The organism is Rhodopseudomonas rhenobacensis, from assembly GCF_014203125.1.
In the GTDB taxonomy this organism is placed as follows: Bacteria; Pseudomonadota; Alphaproteobacteria; order Rhizobiales; family Xanthobacteraceae; genus Rhodopseudomonas_A; species Rhodopseudomonas_A rhenobacensis.
In genome coordinates this window covers 204042-222313 of the sequence record NZ_JACHIH010000003.1, presented here as the reverse complement: position 1 = coordinate 222313, position 18272 = coordinate 204042, and the positions used below count along the sequence as shown (strand labels likewise).

Annotated in this window: 20 protein-coding genes and 1 tRNA gene; 6 read left to right on the top strand and 15 right to left on the bottom strand. The window is 65.1% G+C overall.

The features are described from left to right. Positions 1 to 26 precede the first annotated feature (26 nt). The gene (locus HNR60_RS04590; protein ID WP_184254768.1) at positions 27 to 1370 is read left to right on the top strand and encodes a glycoside hydrolase 5 family protein; all 1344 of its coding nucleotides are present in this window, start codon (positions 27 to 29) and stop codon (positions 1368 to 1370) included. A 19-nt stretch (positions 1371 to 1389) separates the two neighbouring features. Here the strand turns inward: HNR60_RS04590 and HNR60_RS04585 are convergent, their stop codons facing one another. Further along, on the bottom strand, positions 1390 to 1599 hold the full coding sequence (locus tag HNR60_RS04585; protein WP_184254767.1) for a hypothetical protein: 210 nt from the start codon (positions 1597 to 1599) through the stop codon (positions 1390 to 1392). A gap of 314 nt (positions 1600 to 1913) precedes the next feature. Between HNR60_RS04585 and HNR60_RS04580 the strand changes: the two genes are divergently transcribed. Then, positions 1914 to 3236, top strand: a complete 1323-nt coding sequence (locus tag HNR60_RS04580) for a sensor histidine kinase (RefSeq protein ID WP_347339305.1) — start codon at positions 1914 to 1916, stop codon at positions 3234 to 3236. A 181-nt stretch (positions 3237 to 3417) separates the two neighbouring features. On the opposite strand, the gene HNR60_RS04575 is transcribed toward HNR60_RS04580, so the two are convergent. The 4 genes from HNR60_RS04575 to HNR60_RS04560 form a co-directional block, all read right to left on the bottom strand. Further along, entirely contained in the window at positions 3418 to 3786 is a 369-nt protein-coding gene (locus tag HNR60_RS04575; protein ID WP_246432819.1) for a hypothetical protein, read from the bottom strand. A 408-nt stretch (positions 3787 to 4194) separates the two neighbouring features. Then, positions 4195 to 5505, bottom strand: coding sequence for a glycerate kinase type-2 family protein (locus HNR60_RS04570; RefSeq protein WP_184254761.1), 1311 nt, complete (start codon positions 5503 to 5505; stop codon positions 4195 to 4197). Further along, positions 5498 to 6571 (bottom strand): tartrate dehydrogenase, encoded by a 1074-nt coding sequence (locus HNR60_RS04565; RefSeq protein WP_184254759.1) that lies wholly within the window; start codon positions 6569 to 6571, stop codon positions 5498 to 5500. Before HNR60_RS04565 ends, HNR60_RS04570 begins: the two co-directional genes overlap by 8 nt. Before the next feature lie 28 nt (positions 6572 to 6599). Then, entirely contained in the window at positions 6600 to 7910 is a 1311-nt protein-coding gene (locus tag HNR60_RS04560) for an MFS transporter (RefSeq protein ID WP_184254757.1), read from the bottom strand. Positions 7911 to 8056: 146 nt separating this feature from the next. Here HNR60_RS04560 and HNR60_RS04555 point away from each other — a divergent pair, with 146 nt between their 5' ends. From HNR60_RS04555 to HNR60_RS04540, 4 genes are all read left to right on the top strand, one after another. Further along, positions 8057 to 8962, top strand: coding sequence for a LysR family transcriptional regulator (locus HNR60_RS04555; RefSeq protein ID WP_184254755.1), 906 nt, complete (start codon positions 8057 to 8059; stop codon positions 8960 to 8962). Positions 8963 to 9160: 198 nt separating this feature from the next. After that, complete coding sequence (locus HNR60_RS04550; RefSeq protein ID WP_184254753.1) at positions 9161 to 10285, top strand: acyltransferase family protein; 1125 nt, start codon at positions 9161 to 9163, stop codon at positions 10283 to 10285. Positions 10286 to 10301: 16 nt separating this feature from the next. After that, positions 10302 to 10706, top strand: a complete 405-nt coding sequence (locus tag HNR60_RS04545) for a YccF domain-containing protein (protein WP_184254751.1) — start codon at positions 10302 to 10304, stop codon at positions 10704 to 10706. Between the two features lie 259 nt (positions 10707 to 10965). Then, a tRNA-Arg gene (locus tag HNR60_RS04540) sits at positions 10966 to 11042 on the top strand. Between the two features lie 71 nt (positions 11043 to 11113). On the opposite strand, the gene HNR60_RS04535 is transcribed toward HNR60_RS04540, so the two are convergent. The 10 genes from HNR60_RS04535 to HNR60_RS04490 form a co-directional block, all read right to left on the bottom strand. Next, the gene (locus HNR60_RS04535; protein WP_184254749.1) at positions 11114 to 11515 is read right to left on the bottom strand and encodes a hypothetical protein; all 402 of its coding nucleotides are present in this window, start codon (positions 11513 to 11515) and stop codon (positions 11114 to 11116) included. Positions 11516 to 11545: 30 nt separating this feature from the next. Beyond that, positions 11546 to 13150 carry a terminase large subunit gene (locus tag HNR60_RS04530; protein WP_184254747.1) on the bottom strand — a complete coding sequence of 535 codons (1605 nt, stop codon included), beginning with the start codon at positions 13148 to 13150 and terminating at the stop codon, positions 11546 to 11548. Next, entirely contained in the window at positions 13116 to 13517 is a 402-nt protein-coding gene (locus HNR60_RS04525; RefSeq protein ID WP_184254745.1) for a phage terminase small subunit P27 family, read from the bottom strand. Before HNR60_RS04525 ends, HNR60_RS04530 begins: the two co-directional genes overlap by 35 nt. Then, the gene (locus HNR60_RS04520; protein WP_184254743.1) at positions 13517 to 13843 is read right to left on the bottom strand and encodes a phage head closure protein; all 327 of its coding nucleotides are present in this window, start codon (positions 13841 to 13843) and stop codon (positions 13517 to 13519) included. The genes HNR60_RS04525 and HNR60_RS04520 overlap by 1 nt, the downstream gene beginning before the upstream one ends. A gap of 3 nt (positions 13844 to 13846) precedes the next feature. Further along, a complete protein-coding gene (locus HNR60_RS04515) occupies positions 13847 to 14152 on the bottom strand; it encodes a head-tail connector protein (protein WP_184254246.1) in 306 nt (101 codons plus the stop codon). 453 nt (positions 14153 to 14605) lie between these two features. Then, entirely contained in the window at positions 14606 to 14881 is a 276-nt protein-coding gene (locus HNR60_RS04510) for a spike base protein, RCAP_Rcc01079 family (RefSeq protein ID WP_184254741.1), read from the bottom strand. Positions 14882 to 14884: 3 nt separating this feature from the next. Continuing rightward, positions 14885 to 15271: a hypothetical protein gene (locus HNR60_RS04505; protein WP_184254739.1), complete on the bottom strand. Its 387-nt coding sequence runs from the start codon at positions 15269 to 15271 to the stop codon at positions 14885 to 14887. Between the two features lie 13 nt (positions 15272 to 15284). Continuing rightward, the gene (locus HNR60_RS04500) at positions 15285 to 16478 is read right to left on the bottom strand and encodes a phage major capsid protein (protein WP_184254737.1); all 1194 of its coding nucleotides are present in this window, start codon (positions 16476 to 16478) and stop codon (positions 15285 to 15287) included. Continuing rightward, entirely contained in the window at positions 16475 to 16990 is a 516-nt protein-coding gene (locus HNR60_RS04495; protein ID WP_184254735.1) for an HK97 family phage prohead protease, read from the bottom strand. The genes HNR60_RS04500 and HNR60_RS04495 overlap by 4 nt, the downstream gene beginning before the upstream one ends. Continuing rightward, positions 16987 to 18204 (bottom strand): phage portal protein, encoded by a 1218-nt coding sequence (locus HNR60_RS04490; protein ID WP_184254733.1) that lies wholly within the window; start codon positions 18202 to 18204, stop codon positions 16987 to 16989. The genes HNR60_RS04495 and HNR60_RS04490 overlap by 4 nt, the downstream gene beginning before the upstream one ends. Positions 18205 to 18272: the final 68 nt, after the last annotated feature.

Sequence of the window (18272 nt, the reverse complement as noted above, 5' to 3'; positions counted from 1 at the left end):
GCGCTGTTGAACGAGGAGATGCGTGGGTGCGACGAACCAGGTGGGGCGGCATCGCCGATGGCCGCTTCGAAGCAAGCGGCTTCTTTCGGGTCGAGCAGGACGAGGGCATATTCTGGTTCGTGGATCCGCATGGCGGGCGGTTTCTGTCCAAAGGCGTCAACAACGTCCGGTTCGATCCGGACAACATTCGCGGCACCGACCGGGTGCCGTATGGCGAGGCCTGCCTGCAGAAATATGGCAGCCGCAATGAATGGCGACGCACCGTCGCCGAACGCTTGACCGGCTGGGATTTCAACACGCTCGGCTGCTGGTCCGACGAAATCGTCGCCGGCGCGGGCGAAACGCCGCTGGCGACCGCACCGACCGTCGACCTCGGCGCCTCGTTCTGGCTGCACCGCCACGGCCAGCGCTTTCCGGACGTATTCGATGCCGAATTCGAAGCCCACATCCGACAGCGCGCCAGGGAGCTGTGCACGCCGCGGCGCAATGCCCCGGAGCTGCTCGGCACCTTCATCGACAACGAATTGTACTGGTCGCCGGACTGGCGCGGCCATGACGAATTGCTGACCACCTTCCTGAATTTCCCGCCGGGACGCGCCGGCCGCGTCACCGCGATCACCGCGCTGCAGCAGCATTATGGCGAGTTCGCGCAGTTCAACGTGATCTGGCACACGCCGGCGCGATCGTGGGAAGCGCTGCACGCGCTCGACGGCATCGCGGCGCCGTTCGTGCGCACGGCGCCCGGGGGCGACTACGCCCTCCTCGAGGCGGAGGCCAATCGCAACCCGCGGCGCGCGGCGTTCGCCGCCGATTGCGACGCCTTCGCCGCGGTGGTGGCCGACCGCTATTTCGAACTGTGCACCGCGGCGATCAAGGCCGCCGATCCCAATCACTTGGTGCTCGGCGCGAGGCTCGGCGCGCTGCCGCATGACGGCGTGGTCGCCGCCGCCGGCCGGCACCTCGATGTGATCTCGTTCAATTGCTACAGCTTCGATCCCTCGGTGCTGCTCGATGCCTATGCGGCGGCCGGCAAGCCGTGCCTGATCACCGAGTTCTCGTTCCGCGGCGACGACGTGGGACTGCCGAACAGCAGCGGCGGCGGCCCGCGGGTCGCGACCCAGATCGAGCGCGCCGGAGCCTTCGAGCGCTACGTCGCGGCCGCGCTGATCAAGCCGAATCTGGTCGGCTATCACTGGTTCGAGCACGCCGATCAACCGGCGGAAGGCCGCTTCGACGGCGAAGACTGCAATTACGGCACGGTCACGATCAAGGATGAGGTCTATCCGGAACTCACCGCCTCGATGAGCCGGCTGAATGCGGCGGCGGAGGGTCTTCACCACAAGGCCGCGGCGGCGCGGCCCGCGGCATGATGCGCGGCGACATCGCGTGTTAAGGCGTCGCTTCCGATACAACGCGCGGCTTGGCCGGGGCCAGCTCCTCGAATTGCGACGGAGCATAATCGCGGCCCTGGTCGTCGGTGATCACCACCTCCCAGCCTTCGCTGGCCCAGATCCGTGCTTTGGCGATGGCGATCAACGCGCTGATTCGGCTGCTGCGCATGGTTTCGTTATCGCGCTCCGCGGTGATTTTATACGTCAAAAGGTGGTCTCCAACTTTCTCTCGCCCGCGATTCTGACCGAGAGTGAGGGCTGCAATTCGCCAGCACCGCGGCAATTTGACGATTCATCGTCGCGCCGGTTCCTCATCGAATGGGCGCGCTGCGATCCACCGCCCGCCGCCACCGGGTTCCGCCGCCAAGCGAATCTTTTCCAGTTGCAACCGCAAGCAGACTTGAAACCAAACCGGCGATCTGCTCAGCACATCGGAACAGCGGAGAGCGTTTGAATTCGATGCGTCTGAGGTCCCACAGCACGACCGGGCGGGCAGCTTGGCTACTCGCGGCTGCGCTCGCGATGTTCGTCGTCGCCACCCTCGCGCTGGCCTACAGCCTGATGCAGATCCGCGAGAATTCCACCTGGGTAAGGCATACCAACGATGTGCTGCGGCTGATCGCCGGCATCGAGCGGGCGGTGCTGCAGGCGGAATCCGGCGAGCGCGGCTATCTGCTGACCCGCGTCGACGAATATCGCGAGGCCTATGAAACGGCGAAGTCCACCCTGCCCCACGCGCTCGACGAGCTGGTGCATGTTCTCGGAGACAATGCCGAGCAACAGAGAAATCTCGCCGCGGTGCGCAGCAGCATCGAGATGCGGCTCACGCAATTGCAGCGCGTCGTCGAGCTGGCGCAGACCGATCTGCAAACGTCGCTGGATATTCTCGAACAGGCGCGCGTCGATCTGCTGACCCAGCGAATCGAACATGGCCTTTCGGCGATGACCAAATTCGAACAGGCGCAGCTCAAAGAGCGGCAGCACAATTTCGAGCGGTCGAATTTCGCCGCCGCTGCGGTGGCAGCCTGTCTGGTGGTGCTGGCTTTGGCGTCCGGCGTGGTCGGTGCGTTCCTGATCGAGCGGCAGCGCGCGATGGCGCGGCAGCAGGCCAGCGACTCGCGGCTGCGCGAGCTGCAATCCGAACTGCTGCACGTGGCGAGACTCGGCACCATGGGCGAGATGTCGGCGGCGCTGGCGCACGAGCTCAACCAGCCGCTGGCCGCGATCGCCAACTACCTGAAGGGCTCGCGCCGGCTGTTGCAGGACAGCACCGACAAATCCGCCGACCGCATCCGGACCGCGCTCGACAAGGCGGCGGATCAGGCACTGCGCGCCGGCGAGGTGATCCAGCGACTGCGGCAATTCGTCTCGCGCGGCGAAACCGAAAAGACCAACGAACGCCTCGACCGGATCGTCGACGACGCGGTGTCGCTGGCGCTGGTCGTCGCCAAGGACCGCGAGGTCAAGGTCTCGCTCGACCTCGATCCGGCCGCCGAGCGGGTGCTGGTCGACAGGGTGCAGATCCAGCAATTGCTGCTCAACCTGATCCGCAACGCGCTGGAAGCGATGGAGCATCAGGACGTCCGCGAGCTACAGATTTCCAGCAGCCGCGGCGCCGACGGGATGATCGAAATGACGGTTGCGGATAACGGCCCCGGCATCGATCCGCAACTGATGGACCGGCTGTTCCTGCCGTTCATGACCACCAAAACCGCCGGGATGGGCGTCGGCCTGTCGCTATGCCGCACCATCGTGACCGCGCATGGCGGCAGCATTCGCGCCGAGCCGCGGGACGGCGCCGGCACCGCGTTCCGCTTCACGATCCCGAGCGCCGAAGTGATCTAGAGCGTCGTCGGTTCGGATTGAAGCACTCAAGCCGAATGCGGTCGTCATTCCGGATTGCGAGTTCGCAAGAACGAGCAAGTCCGGAATCCATATCCCCTGCAGGGGTTATGGATTCCGGGCTCGCTCGCAGCTAACGCTGCTCGTGCCCCGGAATGACGACGGCCAGGATTTTTGAAGCGCATCAGGCGCGCGCCCGCGCGATCGAGCCGGCCGCGATCTGCATGGTGACGCCGATCACAAAGCCGCCGCCGACCAGCAGCGTTGCTAGCGAATTCGGCTGGCCGTCGAGAATGATGTTCCAGACCGACACGAAAACCGCTAGCGCCGCGAAGAAGGTGCCGCTGGCGCTCAGCCGCTCGATCCATTTCACCCGCGGCGTCGCGACGTTGTCGGCGCGCGGCGCGGCGTCAGGCGGCAAGTCGATGCCGAGATAGAAGCCGATGAAGGCGTAGATCGTCGCCGCCAGGATCACCACCGGAAAGCCGAGCAGCTCGACGCTGCCGCGGCCGAGATGCGCCGCAACGAACAGGCCGCCCGCGGCGCCCATCATCGCCAAACCGCTGCGCTCCAACACATGGGCCAGCCGGCTGGCGCGGGAACGGTCGAGAGCATCGGCGTCAGAAGGCGCAGGCCTTGGGCTCCCCTGAAAGGCCGAAATCCAGGGAGTCGATGATTTCACAGAGGTCGCCATTGCTGCTTTCCCTTCTGACTTCCACCCGATGCCCATCACGAAAGCCGGCATTGGCCGGACGCGATGCACCACTGCGGTCCGACTTCGGGCGAGCCGCTCAACAGTGAGACATTCAACGGAAGTGGGGGTTCAACAGCGAGGCTGCCAATCAAGAATTTGTGCAACTGCGAAGCGCAGATTTCGCTTGGATACCCAGGGGTCGGATGCGCTTCGATCGACGATCCGCACGCCGCCAGCGGTACCGCTTATCGGCTGGCGGGCGGGGTCTCAGTCGGCCGAAGGCGCGCCTCGTCCGATCAGCACGGCGCGAATGTCGTTGACGTTGGTGCCGGTCGGGCCGGTGCGAACGAGGTCGCCGATGGCGTCGAACAGGCCGTAGCTGTCATGCGCCGCGAGCACGCCGCGCGGATCGAGTCCCGCGGCGCGCGCCCGCGACAGCGTATCGGGCGTGACGATCGCGCCGGCGGCGTCCTCGGTGCCGTCGATGCCGTCGCTGTCGCCGGCCAGCGCAAACACATCGGCTTCGCCGGCCATCGCGATGGCAAAGCCGAGCAGGAATTCGGTGTTGCGTCCGCCGCGGCCGGCCGGCCCCTTGCCGATCGTCACCGTGGTCTCGCCGCCCGACAGCAGCACCGCCGGCGCTTTGACGGGATGTCCATGCAGCCGCACCGAACGCGCAATGCCGGCCATCACGATGCCGAGTTCGCGGCTTTCGCCTTCGATGGCGTCGCCGAGGATCAGCGGCGTCAGCCCGGCCTTGGTTGCGGCGTCAGCCGCGGCGGCGAGCGCCAGCGACGGCGCCGCGATGATACGAACGCTATTGTTCGCGTCGAGCGCCTTCGGCGTTTCGGTGCCGGCGTCGAGGATCGCCAACGCGCTGGCCGGCAGATCGAGTTGGTAGCGCGCGATGATGTCGCGCACCTCGGCCAGCGTGCTCGGATCGGCCACCGTCGGGCCCGACGCGATCGCCGCGGGATCGTCGCCGGGGATGTCGCTGATCGCCAAGGTCACCACCCGCGCCGGATGCGCGGCGAGCGCGAGCCGGCCACCCTTGATCGCCGACAGATGTTTGCGCACCGCGTTCATCTCGACGATGGTGGCGCCGCTGGCGAGCAGGCTTTTGTTGACGGATTGTTTTTCGGCCAGCGTCATCGTGCCGCCGGGCAGCACCATCAGCGCCGACCCGCCGCCCGAAATCAGCGCGATCACCAGATCGTCGGGGCCGAGCCCCTGCACCGCCGCGAGGATATTTCGCGCAGCCTGCTCGCTGCCGGCGTCGGGCGTCGGATGCGCGGCTTCCAGCACTTTGATGCGGCCGGCAGATCCACCCTGACCATGGCGGGTCACCACCACGCCGCTGAGGTCGACGTCGGGCCACGCCGCATCGACCGCAGCCGCCATCGCCGCCGCGGCCTTGCCGGCACCGACCACCACGCAGCGGCCTTTGGGTTTATGCGGCAGATGCCGCAGCACCGCGGCGCCGGGCTCGGCGCTGGCGACCGCGGCATCAAAAATCTGCCGAAGCGCGTTGCGCGCTTCGGCCTCGGTCCAGGACCTGGCTGACGTAACGTCAGACATTCGAGCTATGGATCGCCTCCACCACGGCGTCGGTGACCTGCTGCGTCGTGGCGCTGCCGCCGACGTCCGGCGTGACGATGCCGGCGCCGGTGACCTGCTCGACCGCGCGCATCAGCCGTGCCGAGGCATCGGTCTCGCCGAGATGATCGAGCATCTGCGCCGCGGTCCAGAAGCTGGCGACCGGGTTGGCGATGCCCTTGCCGGTGATGTCGAAGGCCGAACCGTGGATCGGCTCGAACATCGACGGGAAGCGCCGCTCCGGATTGATGTTCGCGGTCGGCGCCACGCCGAGGCTGCCGGCCAAGGCGCCGGCCAGATCCGACAGAATGTCGGCGTGCAGATTGGTGGCGACGATGGTGTCGAGCGACTGCGGCTTCAGCGTCATCCGCACCGTCATCGCGTCGACCAGCATCTTGTCCCAGGTGACATCGGGAAAATCCTTGGAGACTTCCGCGGCGATCTCGTCCCACATCACCATGCCGTGGCGCTGCGCGTTCGACTTGGTGACCACGGTCAAGAACTTGCGCGGCCGCGACTGCGCCAGCTTGAAGGCGTAGCGCATGATACGCTCGACGCCGACCCGGGTAAACACCGCGAGCTCGGTGCCGACTTCCTCCGGCAGCCCGCGATGCACGCGGCCGCCGCAGCCGGCATATTCGCCTTCGGAGTTCTCGCGGACGATCACCCAGTCGAGATCGCCGATCCCGACATTGCGCAGCGGCGAGGTGATGCCCGGCAGGATCTTGGTCGGCCGCACATTGGCGTATTGATCGAAGCCCTGGCAGATCGGCAGCCGCAGCCCCCACAGCGTGATGTGGTCGGGCACCACCGGATCGCCGACCGCGCCGAAATAGATCGCGTCGAATTTCTTCAACGTCTCGAGGCCGTCGGCCGGCATCATGACGCCGTGCTTGCGATAATAGTCCGAGCCCCAGTCGAAGGTCTCGACGTTGAACTTGACGTCTCCGAGACGCTTCTGCAGGGCGGCCAGCACCGTGGTGCCGGCGGCAATCACTTCGGGGCCGATCCCGTCTGCCGGGATCGCCGCGATTGAATATTCACGCATCTGAAGTCTCCGAACTGATTGTGGGGTTTTAGCGATGAGCCGCGGCGGCAGCGGCTTCGGCCTTTGCGGTGTTGCGCTGCGAGCGCGCCAGCACCAGCGTGAGGAATGCCGACAGCACCAGAAGGGCGGCGACGAAGAACAGCCCGCCCTGGAAGCTGCCGGTGAGATCCTTGATCCAGCCGATCATCGCCGGGCCGATAAAGCCACCGAGATTGCCGATCGAGTTGATGGTGGCGATGCCGGCCGCAGCCGCCGAGCCGGACAGGAACATGGTCGGCATGCTCCACAGCGGCGGCTTCGCCGAGCTGATGCCGATATTGACCAGCGACAGCGCCAGCAGCACCGCGATCACGGTGCCGGCGAAGCCGGCCAGCACCAGACCGCCGGCGGCCAGCAGGCAGGCGCTGACCACGTGCCAGGTGCGCTCGCCGCTGCGATCGGAATGCCGCGCCCACAGCACCATCGCGATCACCGCGACGACGCCCGGAATGGCGTTGAGGAAGCCGACCTGCAGCGAGGTGAGGCCGAATTCCTTGATGATCTGCGGCGCCCAGATCCCGAGCGTATAGAGCCCCGCCGAGGTACCGAAATACACCATCGCCAAGGCGATCACGCGCAGATCGGCGAGCCCGCGCCAGATGCTGTGGCTGGCGGTGCCGGCCTTCTTGGCGGTTTCGGCGTCCATGGTGCCGACCAGCCAGTTGCGCTCGTCGTCCTTCAGCCACTTCGCCTGCTCCGGCCGATCGGTCATGTAGAACAGCACCACCACGCCGAGGATCAGCGCCGGGATCGCCTCGATGATGAACATCCACTGCCAGCCGCTGAGCCCCATCAGGCCATGCATCTCCAGCAAGGCGCCGGACACCGGCGAGCCCAGCACGGTCGACAGCGGCGCCGCCGCCATGAAGATCGCGGTCATTGCGGCGCGCTGGCGGGCCGGAAACCAGAAGCTGAGATAGAGAATGATTCCGGGGAAGAAACCGGCTTCCGCGGCGCCGAGCAGAAAGCGCAGCACATAGAAGCTGGTGGAGCCTTGCACGAAGGCCATCGCGCCGGAGATCAGCCCCCAGGTGATCATCACCCGGGCGATCCAGATCCGCGCGCCGACCTTGTTGAGGATCAGGTTGGACGGCACCTCGAACAGGAAATAGCCGAAGAAGAAGATGCCGGCGCCGAAGCCGAACACGCTCGGCGAAAAGCCGAGATCCTTGTTCATGGTCAGCGCGGCGAAGCCGATGTTCACCCGGTCGATGAAGGCGACGAAATACAGCAGCATCACGAACGGCACGATGCGCATCGACACCTTGCGCAAGGTACGTTTCTCGACTTCGGCACTCATGAAAGGCTCCTCGCCTTGATTTGATTTGCTTTTAATTGGACGCGATATCCGGACATGGCGGCGGCACCCTTATCCGGCGAAGCCCCCTGCTCAAGGCGCATTTGTTTATACAAAAAAATGATATAATGACCGGGCAGGAGCGCCCGATGGACCTTCACCAATTGCGCTGTTTCGTGGCCGCCGCCGAGGAGCTGCATTTCGGCAAGGCGGCTCGGCGGCTGGAGATGCTGCCGTCGGCGCTCGGCCGCTTCATCCGGCTGTTGGAAGACGATCTCGGCACACGGCTGATGGCGCGCACCACCCGCAGCGTCACCCTGACCGCCGACGGCGCCGTGCTGTTGAAGGAAGCGCGCGTGCTGCTGGCGCAGGCCGACGCGCTCGCCGACAAGTTCCGCCATTCGAGCCGCAAGCAGGCCGCCACCGTGCGGCTCGGCGCGATCGACAGCGCCGCCGCAGGCCTGGTGCCGATGCTGCTGCACGATTTTCGCGAGCGCTGCCCGGACGTCACCGTGCAACTGATCGAAGACAAGACCATCCGGCTGTTGCCGCGGCTGTTGTCCGGCCGGCTCGATCTCGCCATCGTGCGACCGCCGGAAAATCCCGACCGCCGGCTGGAGTTTCTGTTGCTGCTGCACGAAACCGCGGTGGTCGCCGTCTCCGACCGCCATCCGCTGGCCGCGCGCAAGCGGCTCACCGTCGCCGACCTCGCCGATCAACCGTTGATCGTGCCGGAACGCCGGTCGCGGCCGCACAGCCACGACCTCACCATCAAGCTGTTCGCCGAAGCCGGACTGGAGCCGCGCATCGCCCAGATCGCCGACGAGAAGCAGACCATCGTCAACCTGGTCGCCGCCGAGCTCGGCGCCGCGATCGTGCCGAAATGGACCTCGCGGATGGCGGCGCGCGGCGTCCGCTACGTGCGGCTCGCGGCATCCGACATGAACAGGCTGCCGCTGGCCGCGGCCTGGACCCGCGGAACCCGCGATCCCGTTCGCGACGACATGCTGGAAATGCTGCAGGCCCGGCTGTCGCATTACGCGCGCGAGGCGTGAGCGGAGCATCGACCCAATGTCGGCTCGTCTTGCAGCGGCGTCGGCGATCGTTCGCTGTCTGCCGACGCTGGTTCCGCGACACCGCCGCGTTGCGGTGAGGGTCGACAAGTAACCTTAAGCTCAGGATTCCGGCCGCTCGCCTTGGCATTGCTTCGCCAGCCTCTAGCATGACGCCACCAGGGACAAAGGCACGCCGCGATGACGGACCGAAAACCACTTCATCTGCTGCAATATGGCCGTGGCCTTGCCGCGCTGGCGGTTGCGGCGTTCCATCTGTCGATTCTGCTCGGCGAGCCGCGCTATCTCGGCGATGCGGTGTTTCACGCCGTCACCTGGCGCGGCAATCTCGGCGTCGATTTCTTCTTCGTGCTGTCGGGCTTCATCATCTTCTATGCGCATGATCGCGACATCGGCCGGCCCGAGAGGTTGCGGCCCTATCTGCGCAAGCGCTTCACGCGGCTGTATCCGGTCTACTGGGTGTACGCGCTCGGCATGTGCGCCTTGCTGGCGCTGGGGCTCGGTTCGGCGACCGCGTTTCCGCACGGCGTGACCGATTGGATCAGCACGCTGTTGCTGGTTCGTTTTGACGGCTTCGAACTGCCGATCACACCGGCCTGGAGCCTGATGCACGAGCTGTCATTTTACGCGCTGTTCGGCGTGTTGATCCTCAGCCAAAGGATCGGCTGGGCGGTGCTCGTCGCATGGCTGAGCACGGCGGTTTTGTTCGGCGTCTATGCCGAAGAAGGCAGCCGCACCGCGCTCAACACCTATTTTTCAGCGTTCAACATGGACTTCGCGGTCGGCATCGCGGCCTATTTCGCCTGGAAGCTGCGCGCGCCCCGTATCGCGCTGCCCTGCATCGGGCTTGGACTGGGCACGGTCGCGCTTTGCTACCTCGCCGAGGCCAATGGCCACACACTCCATTTCCATCCGCTCGGCTATGCGCTCGGCTTCGGCCTGATCATCGCGGGCGCGGCGGCGCTGGAAACCCACCGCCAGTTCCGTCCGATCGCGGCGTTGAAATTTCTCGGCGATGCGTCGTATTCGATCTATCTGACGCATCTCGCGTTGCTGGGGCTGGCCTGCAAGATCGCGATCGCCGCGACCCGCTTCGTCGCGCTGCCGCACTGGGCGATCTATGGCATCGCGCTGGCTGCCGCCGTGCTCGGCGGCTGCGCCGCCCATCTTCTGGTCGAGAAGCCGCTGCTGCGACGGCTTCGCGGCAGGGAACAATCATCCGCGCAGGGCTCACGCGGTCGCTTCACCCAATCGACGGATGCCGGCGTGAGCCTTAAGGTTCAGGCTGACCTCCCAAGGCCCTGACGCGAAAGATTTGCCCATGTCGCCGGTTTCGTTGCTTCTGAACATTTTATGGATCGCGCTGGGCGGCTTCTGGATGGCGGCGGGGTGGCTGCTCGCGGCGGTGATCATGGCGATCACCATCGTCGGCCTGCCGTGGGCCCGCGCCTCCTTCAATATCGCCGCCTATACGCTGTTTCCGTTCGGCCAGATGGCCGTGCCGCGCGAGGCGCTGACCGGACGCGAGGACGTCGGCACCGGCCCGCTGGGCCTGCTCGGCAACATCCTCTGGTTCATCTTCGCCGGCTGGTGGCTGGCGCTCGGCCACCTGATCACCGCAGTCATGCTCGCCGTGACGATCATCGGCATCCCGTTCGCCTGGGCGCATCTGAAACTGGCGGGAATTGCGCTCTGGCCGATCGGCAAGGTCATCGTTCCGGCCTGATGATCCTGCTGCAGCACCGGACTGATATCGCCGGCGCTCCGCCCTCGGATGGGGATCGCGATGCCTGCGCTCCAGCAGCACCATAGCCGGCCCCGGCTTTCTGGAATCCGACACGCGCTTCTGGCGCATCCGTCACGATTCGCGCCGGTGACGGACGCCCGACACCGGGCCGCGCGACCGCCCGCCCCGCGATTTATCGCCGAAATCGCCCGGGCCGGGCGTTGCCGACGCCCGCCCAATCGGCTACATCACCTGCGAAGCACCCGTAGCTCAGCTGGATAGAGCGTTGCCCTCCGAAGGCAAAGGTCACACGTTCGAATCGTGTCGGGTGCGCCAGTAAAACAAGGGGTTTCTTGCATTCTCCCTTCAGCCGAAATCCTCACAGGAAGCACATAGGAAGCAGCCCGCTAGGCAACGACGAAGCGACGTAGCCCTTCGGAATCCTCGCTTGGTGCGGCCTCGTTGGTCCCCGGCACTGCCGCTGCTGCGGTGCCGTCATCCTCGCGGGGCTCCCACTCGGCATGTTGCCCGCCCATGCTGCGATAGACATCGCGCGCGGCCTTCTGGATGGCGGCGCGTAGCGAATTGTCAGAGAACCCGACGCCGCGCCGGATATCTTCGGATGATGGGATTTTGGGAGGCCACACCGCGATGCCGCGGCGTTCCGTCCGCACCAGCACGCAGCCGATCAACTCGATGCCGTTCACGGTGCAGTCGAAATAAGCGATCGGTATGTTGCCAGTGGCACCGGGCTTCAACCTGCGCACCTGAGAAAGGCCGGTGATCGAGATGCTGTGTTCTTTGGTCATTGCATATTTCCTTCGGTTTGGAGTGCTGCTTCAAAAACTCGCCATGTCTTCGGTGAATGCGTCCGAATCGTAAAACGATCGGGTTTCAGATGCCGCAGCACGCGACACCGCCATCCACGTCGCCACCGCGCCGTCGATGCGATCTCGCGACTTGCCTTTGTGCATGGTGCGGTTGCCGGCGCTGTCCGTGTGGATGGCGACATTGTCGAAGCACCACCGCAAGACCGGGTGGCCGCCGTGCAGCAGCTTGCCGGCCAGGATGACGCGCTCCAGCTCGTTCAAGGCCGGCGATTGCGTCACCCACCCCTGCCGGATCGTCGCGGTCGGCAAACCATCGTCGGTCAACGGCCCCATCACCGCCTGCGCATAGGCCGGATCGAAACCGATCTCGCGGACGTCGAACCGCTCATTGAGACCGCGAATGCAGGCCTCAACCGCCGAATAGTCGATGACGTTGCCCGGCGTCGGCGTGAGAAACCCCTGCTCTGCCCAGGCCGGGTACGGGACGCCATCGCGATCGGCGCGCGCCCGCAAATTGTCGCCAGGGCAGAAGAAATGCGCCAGCACCACGAAATCATCATCCTTGCGGATGCACGCCACCACCGCGGTTAAGTCGGTGGTGGTCGACATGTCGACACCGATCCAGCAAGGCAGGCCGTCCAGGCCGTCCGGCAGCACGCCACCGCCCCGGTCATAGATCGCCATGTCGATGAACGGGTCGGTGCTGTGATCGAGCCAAACGTTCAAATTGTATTGCCGGAACGTTTCGCGGGCGGTGATGCTGGTTTCGCCCTCGCGCGCCAGCTGGCGCAGGCCCTCGATATCCTGATAGCCCAGCTCCAGGCCGGGGTTCGCGGCGTACCAGATCGCTTCGTCTTTCCAGTCGGCATCGGCCGGGGTTTCGAACAGGATCGGCAGCATCGTCGGATCGATGATCTCGCCGCTGGCAACCTTGCGCGCGCGATCGACGATTTCGAATGCGACGTTTTCCTGGCCGCGCCCGCTGGTGGTGGCGACGATCAGGAGCGAGCCGACCGACTTGACCATGGCGGACTTCAGCGCCTTCCACAGTTCGACGTTGCGCCAGATATGCAGTTCGTCGGCGAACACGAAGGCCGGAGTCCGGCCGTGCTGCGTCCCGGCGTCGCCGCTGATCGCCTCGAGGAACGAACCGTCGCGGATGAAGTGCAGCTTCTTGACGCTGTTGTGCGCGTCGTAAATGCGGGTGGCAGCAACCAGGCGCTTGTCCTCCCGCACGATGCCGGCGGCCTCGCGGAAGCCATAGCCGGCTTGCTTGCGGTCCGACGCGGCCAGGATGTTTTCGCCCCCGGCCACGCGCTCGGGACCGATGGTGTGCAGCAGGGATAGCGCGCCCGCCAGCGACGTCTTGCGGTTGCCGCGCGGCAGCAGCAGCACCACCGTCTTGACGATGCGGGTGCCATCCGGATTGCGCGGACCGTAGATGCGGCGGACGATGCGCTCCTGCCACCGATCGAGCCTGAAGGCGCGGCGCGGCTCATTGCTTTTCGGATGACGCAGGGCGCGCAAGAACTGGACCGCGCGCTCGCCACGGCCCAACGGATCATCGATCGGACTGTCGTCAGAAATCCAAGGGACTAGGCTCGTCACCGTCATCATCCTTCCTGACTGCCGGCCGGGATCTACTCACTGGAGTGAGACCAAGCTCTGAAGCAAGCCGCAGCGCGCGGGTCATCGCGTCGGATTGAATGGCAACAGCCGGGTGCCGCTTCGGACCGGACTCGGCGGAGAACACATGCCCTTCGGCCTGCAGCGTCCGTTCCATCTCCCGCACGGTGCCGAGCGCGACGCAGTAATTTTCAAGCGAGCCAAGGTCTGCTGTCGTGAGAATGCGGCGTTTGCGGATGACCGGGAACACGCGCCGCCATTCGGCCTTGGCGTCCTTCGACATCCACGACGGTGCCTTGATGTCCCGCAGCACCGTGCCATTATCGACCACCAGCGTCGGTTTCGTGCCGCGCATCAGGCCACCTGCCCTTGCGAAATCGTCCTGATCTCCAGGCCCCGCGCGCGGCCGATTTCCTTGGTCTCCTTGATGTCGTAGACAAGGCCGTCATAGACCACGCGATCGACGTTGGTGACGCCCTGCAGGTAGCGCGTCCGAAACACGATAACAGTGTCCTCGCTGGTGCCGTAGTTGCGAATGAACTCCTCGGTGCCGGCCTGGATCAGCTGAGCGCGCAGCGTGGCAAGCGCCACCCATTCCTGAATTTCATTTCCCATGCCGTCATCACCCGTGACGGTGAAACGCTGGATCTCAATCACGCTGTCGAGGTTGCCGGCGCGCATGGCTCAACCCGCCCAGCTCCAGTTACGGTACTCGTTCACGATGTCGGACACGCCGATCGGCAGCGACTGCGCAGTGACGCCCACCAGCACCGCCTCGCGGTTTTCGTACCAATGCGCCGCCAGCTGGCAGACGCATTCCTTCAGCGGCGCCGGAATCTTCGTCGGCGTGTACTGATCGGAAATCTTGAAGCCGAGCAGCTGTTCGATATGGCACTGCGCGGCGCAGATCTTGCGCTCGATCAGTTCGTCATCGACGTCCAGCGTCTGGTTCAGTTGGGCCTTGACCTCTTCCAACGTGACGATCGCCATCTAAAAAACCTCAATTCTGGGATCTCTTGCGGGACTGAGAATGCGCCGGTCCCTGGCGATTCCGCGAAGACGTCGACCACCCCCCGGCCTGCCGCGCCTCGCCAGACTGTTCGGCGCTGCTGTGGCATTCGGTGCAGCGTGGCGCCCAATTGGATCGGGACCAAAACAGTTTCATGTCGCCACCGTGCCTAACGATGTGATGCACCAGCGTGGCCGGCTTGCCGCATGGCTTGCCATCCACAACGCGCGTGCACCGCGGATGCGCCGCGATGAATGCTCGGCTTTCGGTCCGCCACTTCCCGTCATAGCCGCGGGCAGATGCGGAGGGCCTGACCGCATCGTGCCTTGCCTTGCGCTCGGCTGCGCGCTTGGCCTGACATGGGCACAGCACGTCAGACGGAAGCCGACGCCCGCAGCAACCACGGATGGATGGTGCGCGCATCGGCATGGTTGCTAGTCCTCGATTGTCCGCACGGTGGCGGTGGTGCCGGTGCTCTTCACCCGACGAACTTGGTAGGGCGGGATGAAGCCAACCGGCACGTCGGCATAGCTGATCGGATCGTTGTCGGCGTTGCCGGGCGGGATGAAGGACAGGCTCCCCGCAGCGGTGACGGTGATCGCTTTGACCGGACCACCAGCAATATCCGCGCTGTCAGACTTGGCGATAGCCAACCCCTTGGCGCCGAAGCTGCTGGTGTTCGTCGAGAACTCGGAAAGCTTGCTCGCCATGGATCAGGCCACCGGACGATTGCGGGCGTGGCCCAGCACGAACACCGCGCCGACCGCGACGGACGTCCCGCTGTTCTTGGCCACCACCACCCGGACATAGCGCTTATGTCCGATGTAGCTTTGCTTGACCGTGGCATCGGCCGCCAGCGCCGTCGGCAATACCCCGACCAGCAGATCGGCCGGAACGTCGGTGAAGTCGCCGTCCGCAGTGGTGTCGGCCTCCTGCAGTTTGGCGGCAAAGCTGCCGGCGCCGACGATGGCGCCGCTGTTGAGGATCAGGGCGGCGCTTTCGTAGTCCTGCAGATCGACCGCGTTGCCCTTGATGGTCGCGGCCTGCACCGCGGGAGACAGCGCCAGGACGACGCCGATGTTTGAAGCAAGATCGCGCATGGTGCTGTTCCTTCTAGCTAACGGCGCAGGTGATCTTCTTGAGCGCCGCGGGCCGAATGACCGCGCCGCCGACGCGCCGGGTGGCGTGAATGCGGGTGATGCCGCTGGTGGCGAGCAGGTACGGGTTGACCAGGATGCTGAGCGCCAGCCGATCGATGATACGGTAAGCGGTCGCAATATCGCCAAAGGCAATAGGAGTGTTGCCGGCGCCGATGGCGTCCATGTTCGGGACTTCGACCACCGGACGACCCAAGATGCTTTCCGGCTGCCCAAGCTGCAGCGAGGGCTGCCACAGGAAGTTGCCCTGGCCATCCTTCAGCTTGCGGATCGCGGCGAGCGTCGATCCCGCCATCAACCAGGTGCCGCGCTGCCGATAGGCTGCCTGCAGCGAGTAGAACACGCTGATCAGCAGGTCGGCGGGCGTGGTGCCGAGCGTCGCCGCGTTGCCAGTCGGGACCGAGACGACGTCGCCGTTGGTCAGCAGGCCCTCGGGCATCAGCGGTCCGGAGCCCTTGACGAAGGCGGCGCCTTCCTTCTGTCCGAAGTCTTCGGACAGCGCCATGCGAACTTCGGCCTCGGCAACGCCCGCGCTGTCGGCGAGCAACTGGTTCGAGATGTCGACGAAGGTGTTGATCTCGCGAACCGGGATCTCGACCTGGCCGAAGCTCGGCTCCGAACCTTCCTGCGCCTGGAGTTCCCCTTTCCATTTTCCGTTCGTCGTGCCGATCCGTTTCGGGTAGGCAACAGCCGGCGACGTGGTGCTGCGCACCGTGGCGAGGCCACGGATCGGCGAATATTCGATCAGGTCGCGGATGAACTCGGTCGACAATTCGGTCGGCGCCAGATAGCCGCCCTGCGGATCGCTGGACACGATCAGGGTCTTCAGTTCGACCGGGTCGGCCCGATCGCCCTGACGCAGATAGGAGTGGAAGGCCTTCTTTTCGGATTCGGCCTGTTCGTCCTTGGTCTTGTCCGTGGCGCCGGGGCGGTTGACCTTGGCCTCGATTTTGTCCAGCCGCTCGGTCAGCTTCGGATCGGTGGCCGGCGCCTTGGCCTCCAACGCCTTGAACCGATCGTCAAACTTCTTTTCGAGCTCGGTCGAAAAGTCGCCGAGCGCCTTCGTGACGATCGACGCCGGATCTTCGTCATCGCCCTTGCGAATGATGGCAGCGCTGCCGATCAGCGCCTTGGTGGCAACGTGCTTCATGCTTTCGTTCCTGTCGTGAGCGCCGCGGTGGCGCGGTGAATGGCCTCTGCGATCGCAAGGGCCGTAATCGCGGACTTGGCGCTGGTGATGCGCGCGCCCGGATGCATGGGAATCGCCACGAGGGACGCTTCCAACAACTCGAGTTGAGAAATGGTGCGGCCACCGCCTGCCCTGGCCCTGGCCTTGCGGGTGACGAAGCCGATCGAGACGCCGCGGACAGCACCGGCCTTGACCAGCGCCCGCACCTCCCGCGCCCGCGGCAAGTCGTCGACCAACAGCCGCCCCTTCAGGTGCAGGCCGTCCGCCTTCTCGGTGGCGACATCCCAGGCGCCGACCGGATCGTTGGCGTCGTGCCCGAACAGCATCGGGATCGGAACCGCCGCGCTGGCAAAGGCGCCCTTCTCGATCATGTCACCGACGCGATCGGGCTTCGCAAACGGCCACGCCATCGCGGTGATGGCCCCAGCGTCATCAATGGCAAAATCGGCCTTGAACTCGATCCGGCTGTTCATGCTGCCGCCTGCAGTTTCTGTTTCGGTGGCGTCTTGTCCGCGCGCTGGTTCGAACCGTCCGCCGCCGGGCTGTCGGTGCTGATGTTCGTGTTTTCGTAAACGTCACCGCCCTCATAGGGCTGCAGCCCGATCCAGGAGCGGCCCTCGTTGGCGTTGAGCACCTTCGACGCCCGCAAGCTGTTGATCGCCGCGGCGCGATCGGTCAGGCTGGCGCGGGTCAGGTCGTCGCGATCGAAGACGACGCGATAGGATGCCCGTTCGTCGGTGGAGAACAGCGCCCGGCGGAAACAGTTTTCCAGCGCGTGCAACCACGGCTCCAGGCTGTAGCTCAGGAACTCTTGGCCCTGCTGTTCCCCGTTATTGTACGTGACGCGGTCCAGCTCGTAGGCCATGCCGGGCGGGATGCGGAACGCCCGGCAGATTTCCAGGATTTGGAATTTCCTGTTTTCGAGAAATTGGCTGTCGGTGCTGTTGAGCGTGAGTTGCTGGAAATCGGCATCGTCCCACAGAACGGCCGTCTCGCCGGAATTGTCCGAACCGGAGAACGCCGCGCGCCAACCGGCCTTCATCTTCTTCAGGCCCTCGTCGCCAAGGGTCTTCTTGAACTTGATGACGCCGCCCGGCCGGGCGCCCTTCTTGAACAAGTTGAGCGCGTGATTTTCCAGATGCCACGCCACCGAGATCGCGCGCATCGCCATGGTCAGCGGGCAACGGCTGAACGGTGACCGCAAGTGGATCACGTCGGCAGCGTCGAGCGGACGGCTATCGATGCGATAGCTCGGCTCGCCGGTGTCGGCATAGGAAACAGAAATCTTGCCCGGCTGGTAAAGAATGATCTCGTGCGGCCTGCCGTCGACGCGATTGATCCACGCAATGCCGCCCGCGTCGCAGGTCAGGGCCTGCACCACCAGGTCGCGGACAAGTTCGAAGGCGCTGGTCCAGTCGTTGACCTGGTCCTGCAGCAGCTTGGCGACGGGATGTTTGGCGTCGTCGGTCTCGGTGCCGTCGTCGTTGACCCGGACCACCTTGATGCTGAGCGTCGCCGCGGCTTCGCTGAGCGTCCGGATCGCGGTGCTGACCACCGGAACGTCGAGGGCCTGAGCGCGCGTAATCGCGCCCGGCAAACCCGCGCCGAAGATGCTGAGAAGTTCTGGACTAGGATCGGCGAGGCTCTTCGCCTCAAAGCCGAAGACGGATTTCAATCGGTCAAACATCGTTCCATTCCGCATAGGCCGCAGAATGGTGAAGCATGTTGAGATTGAAAGAAAAAATCGTCCTTGTC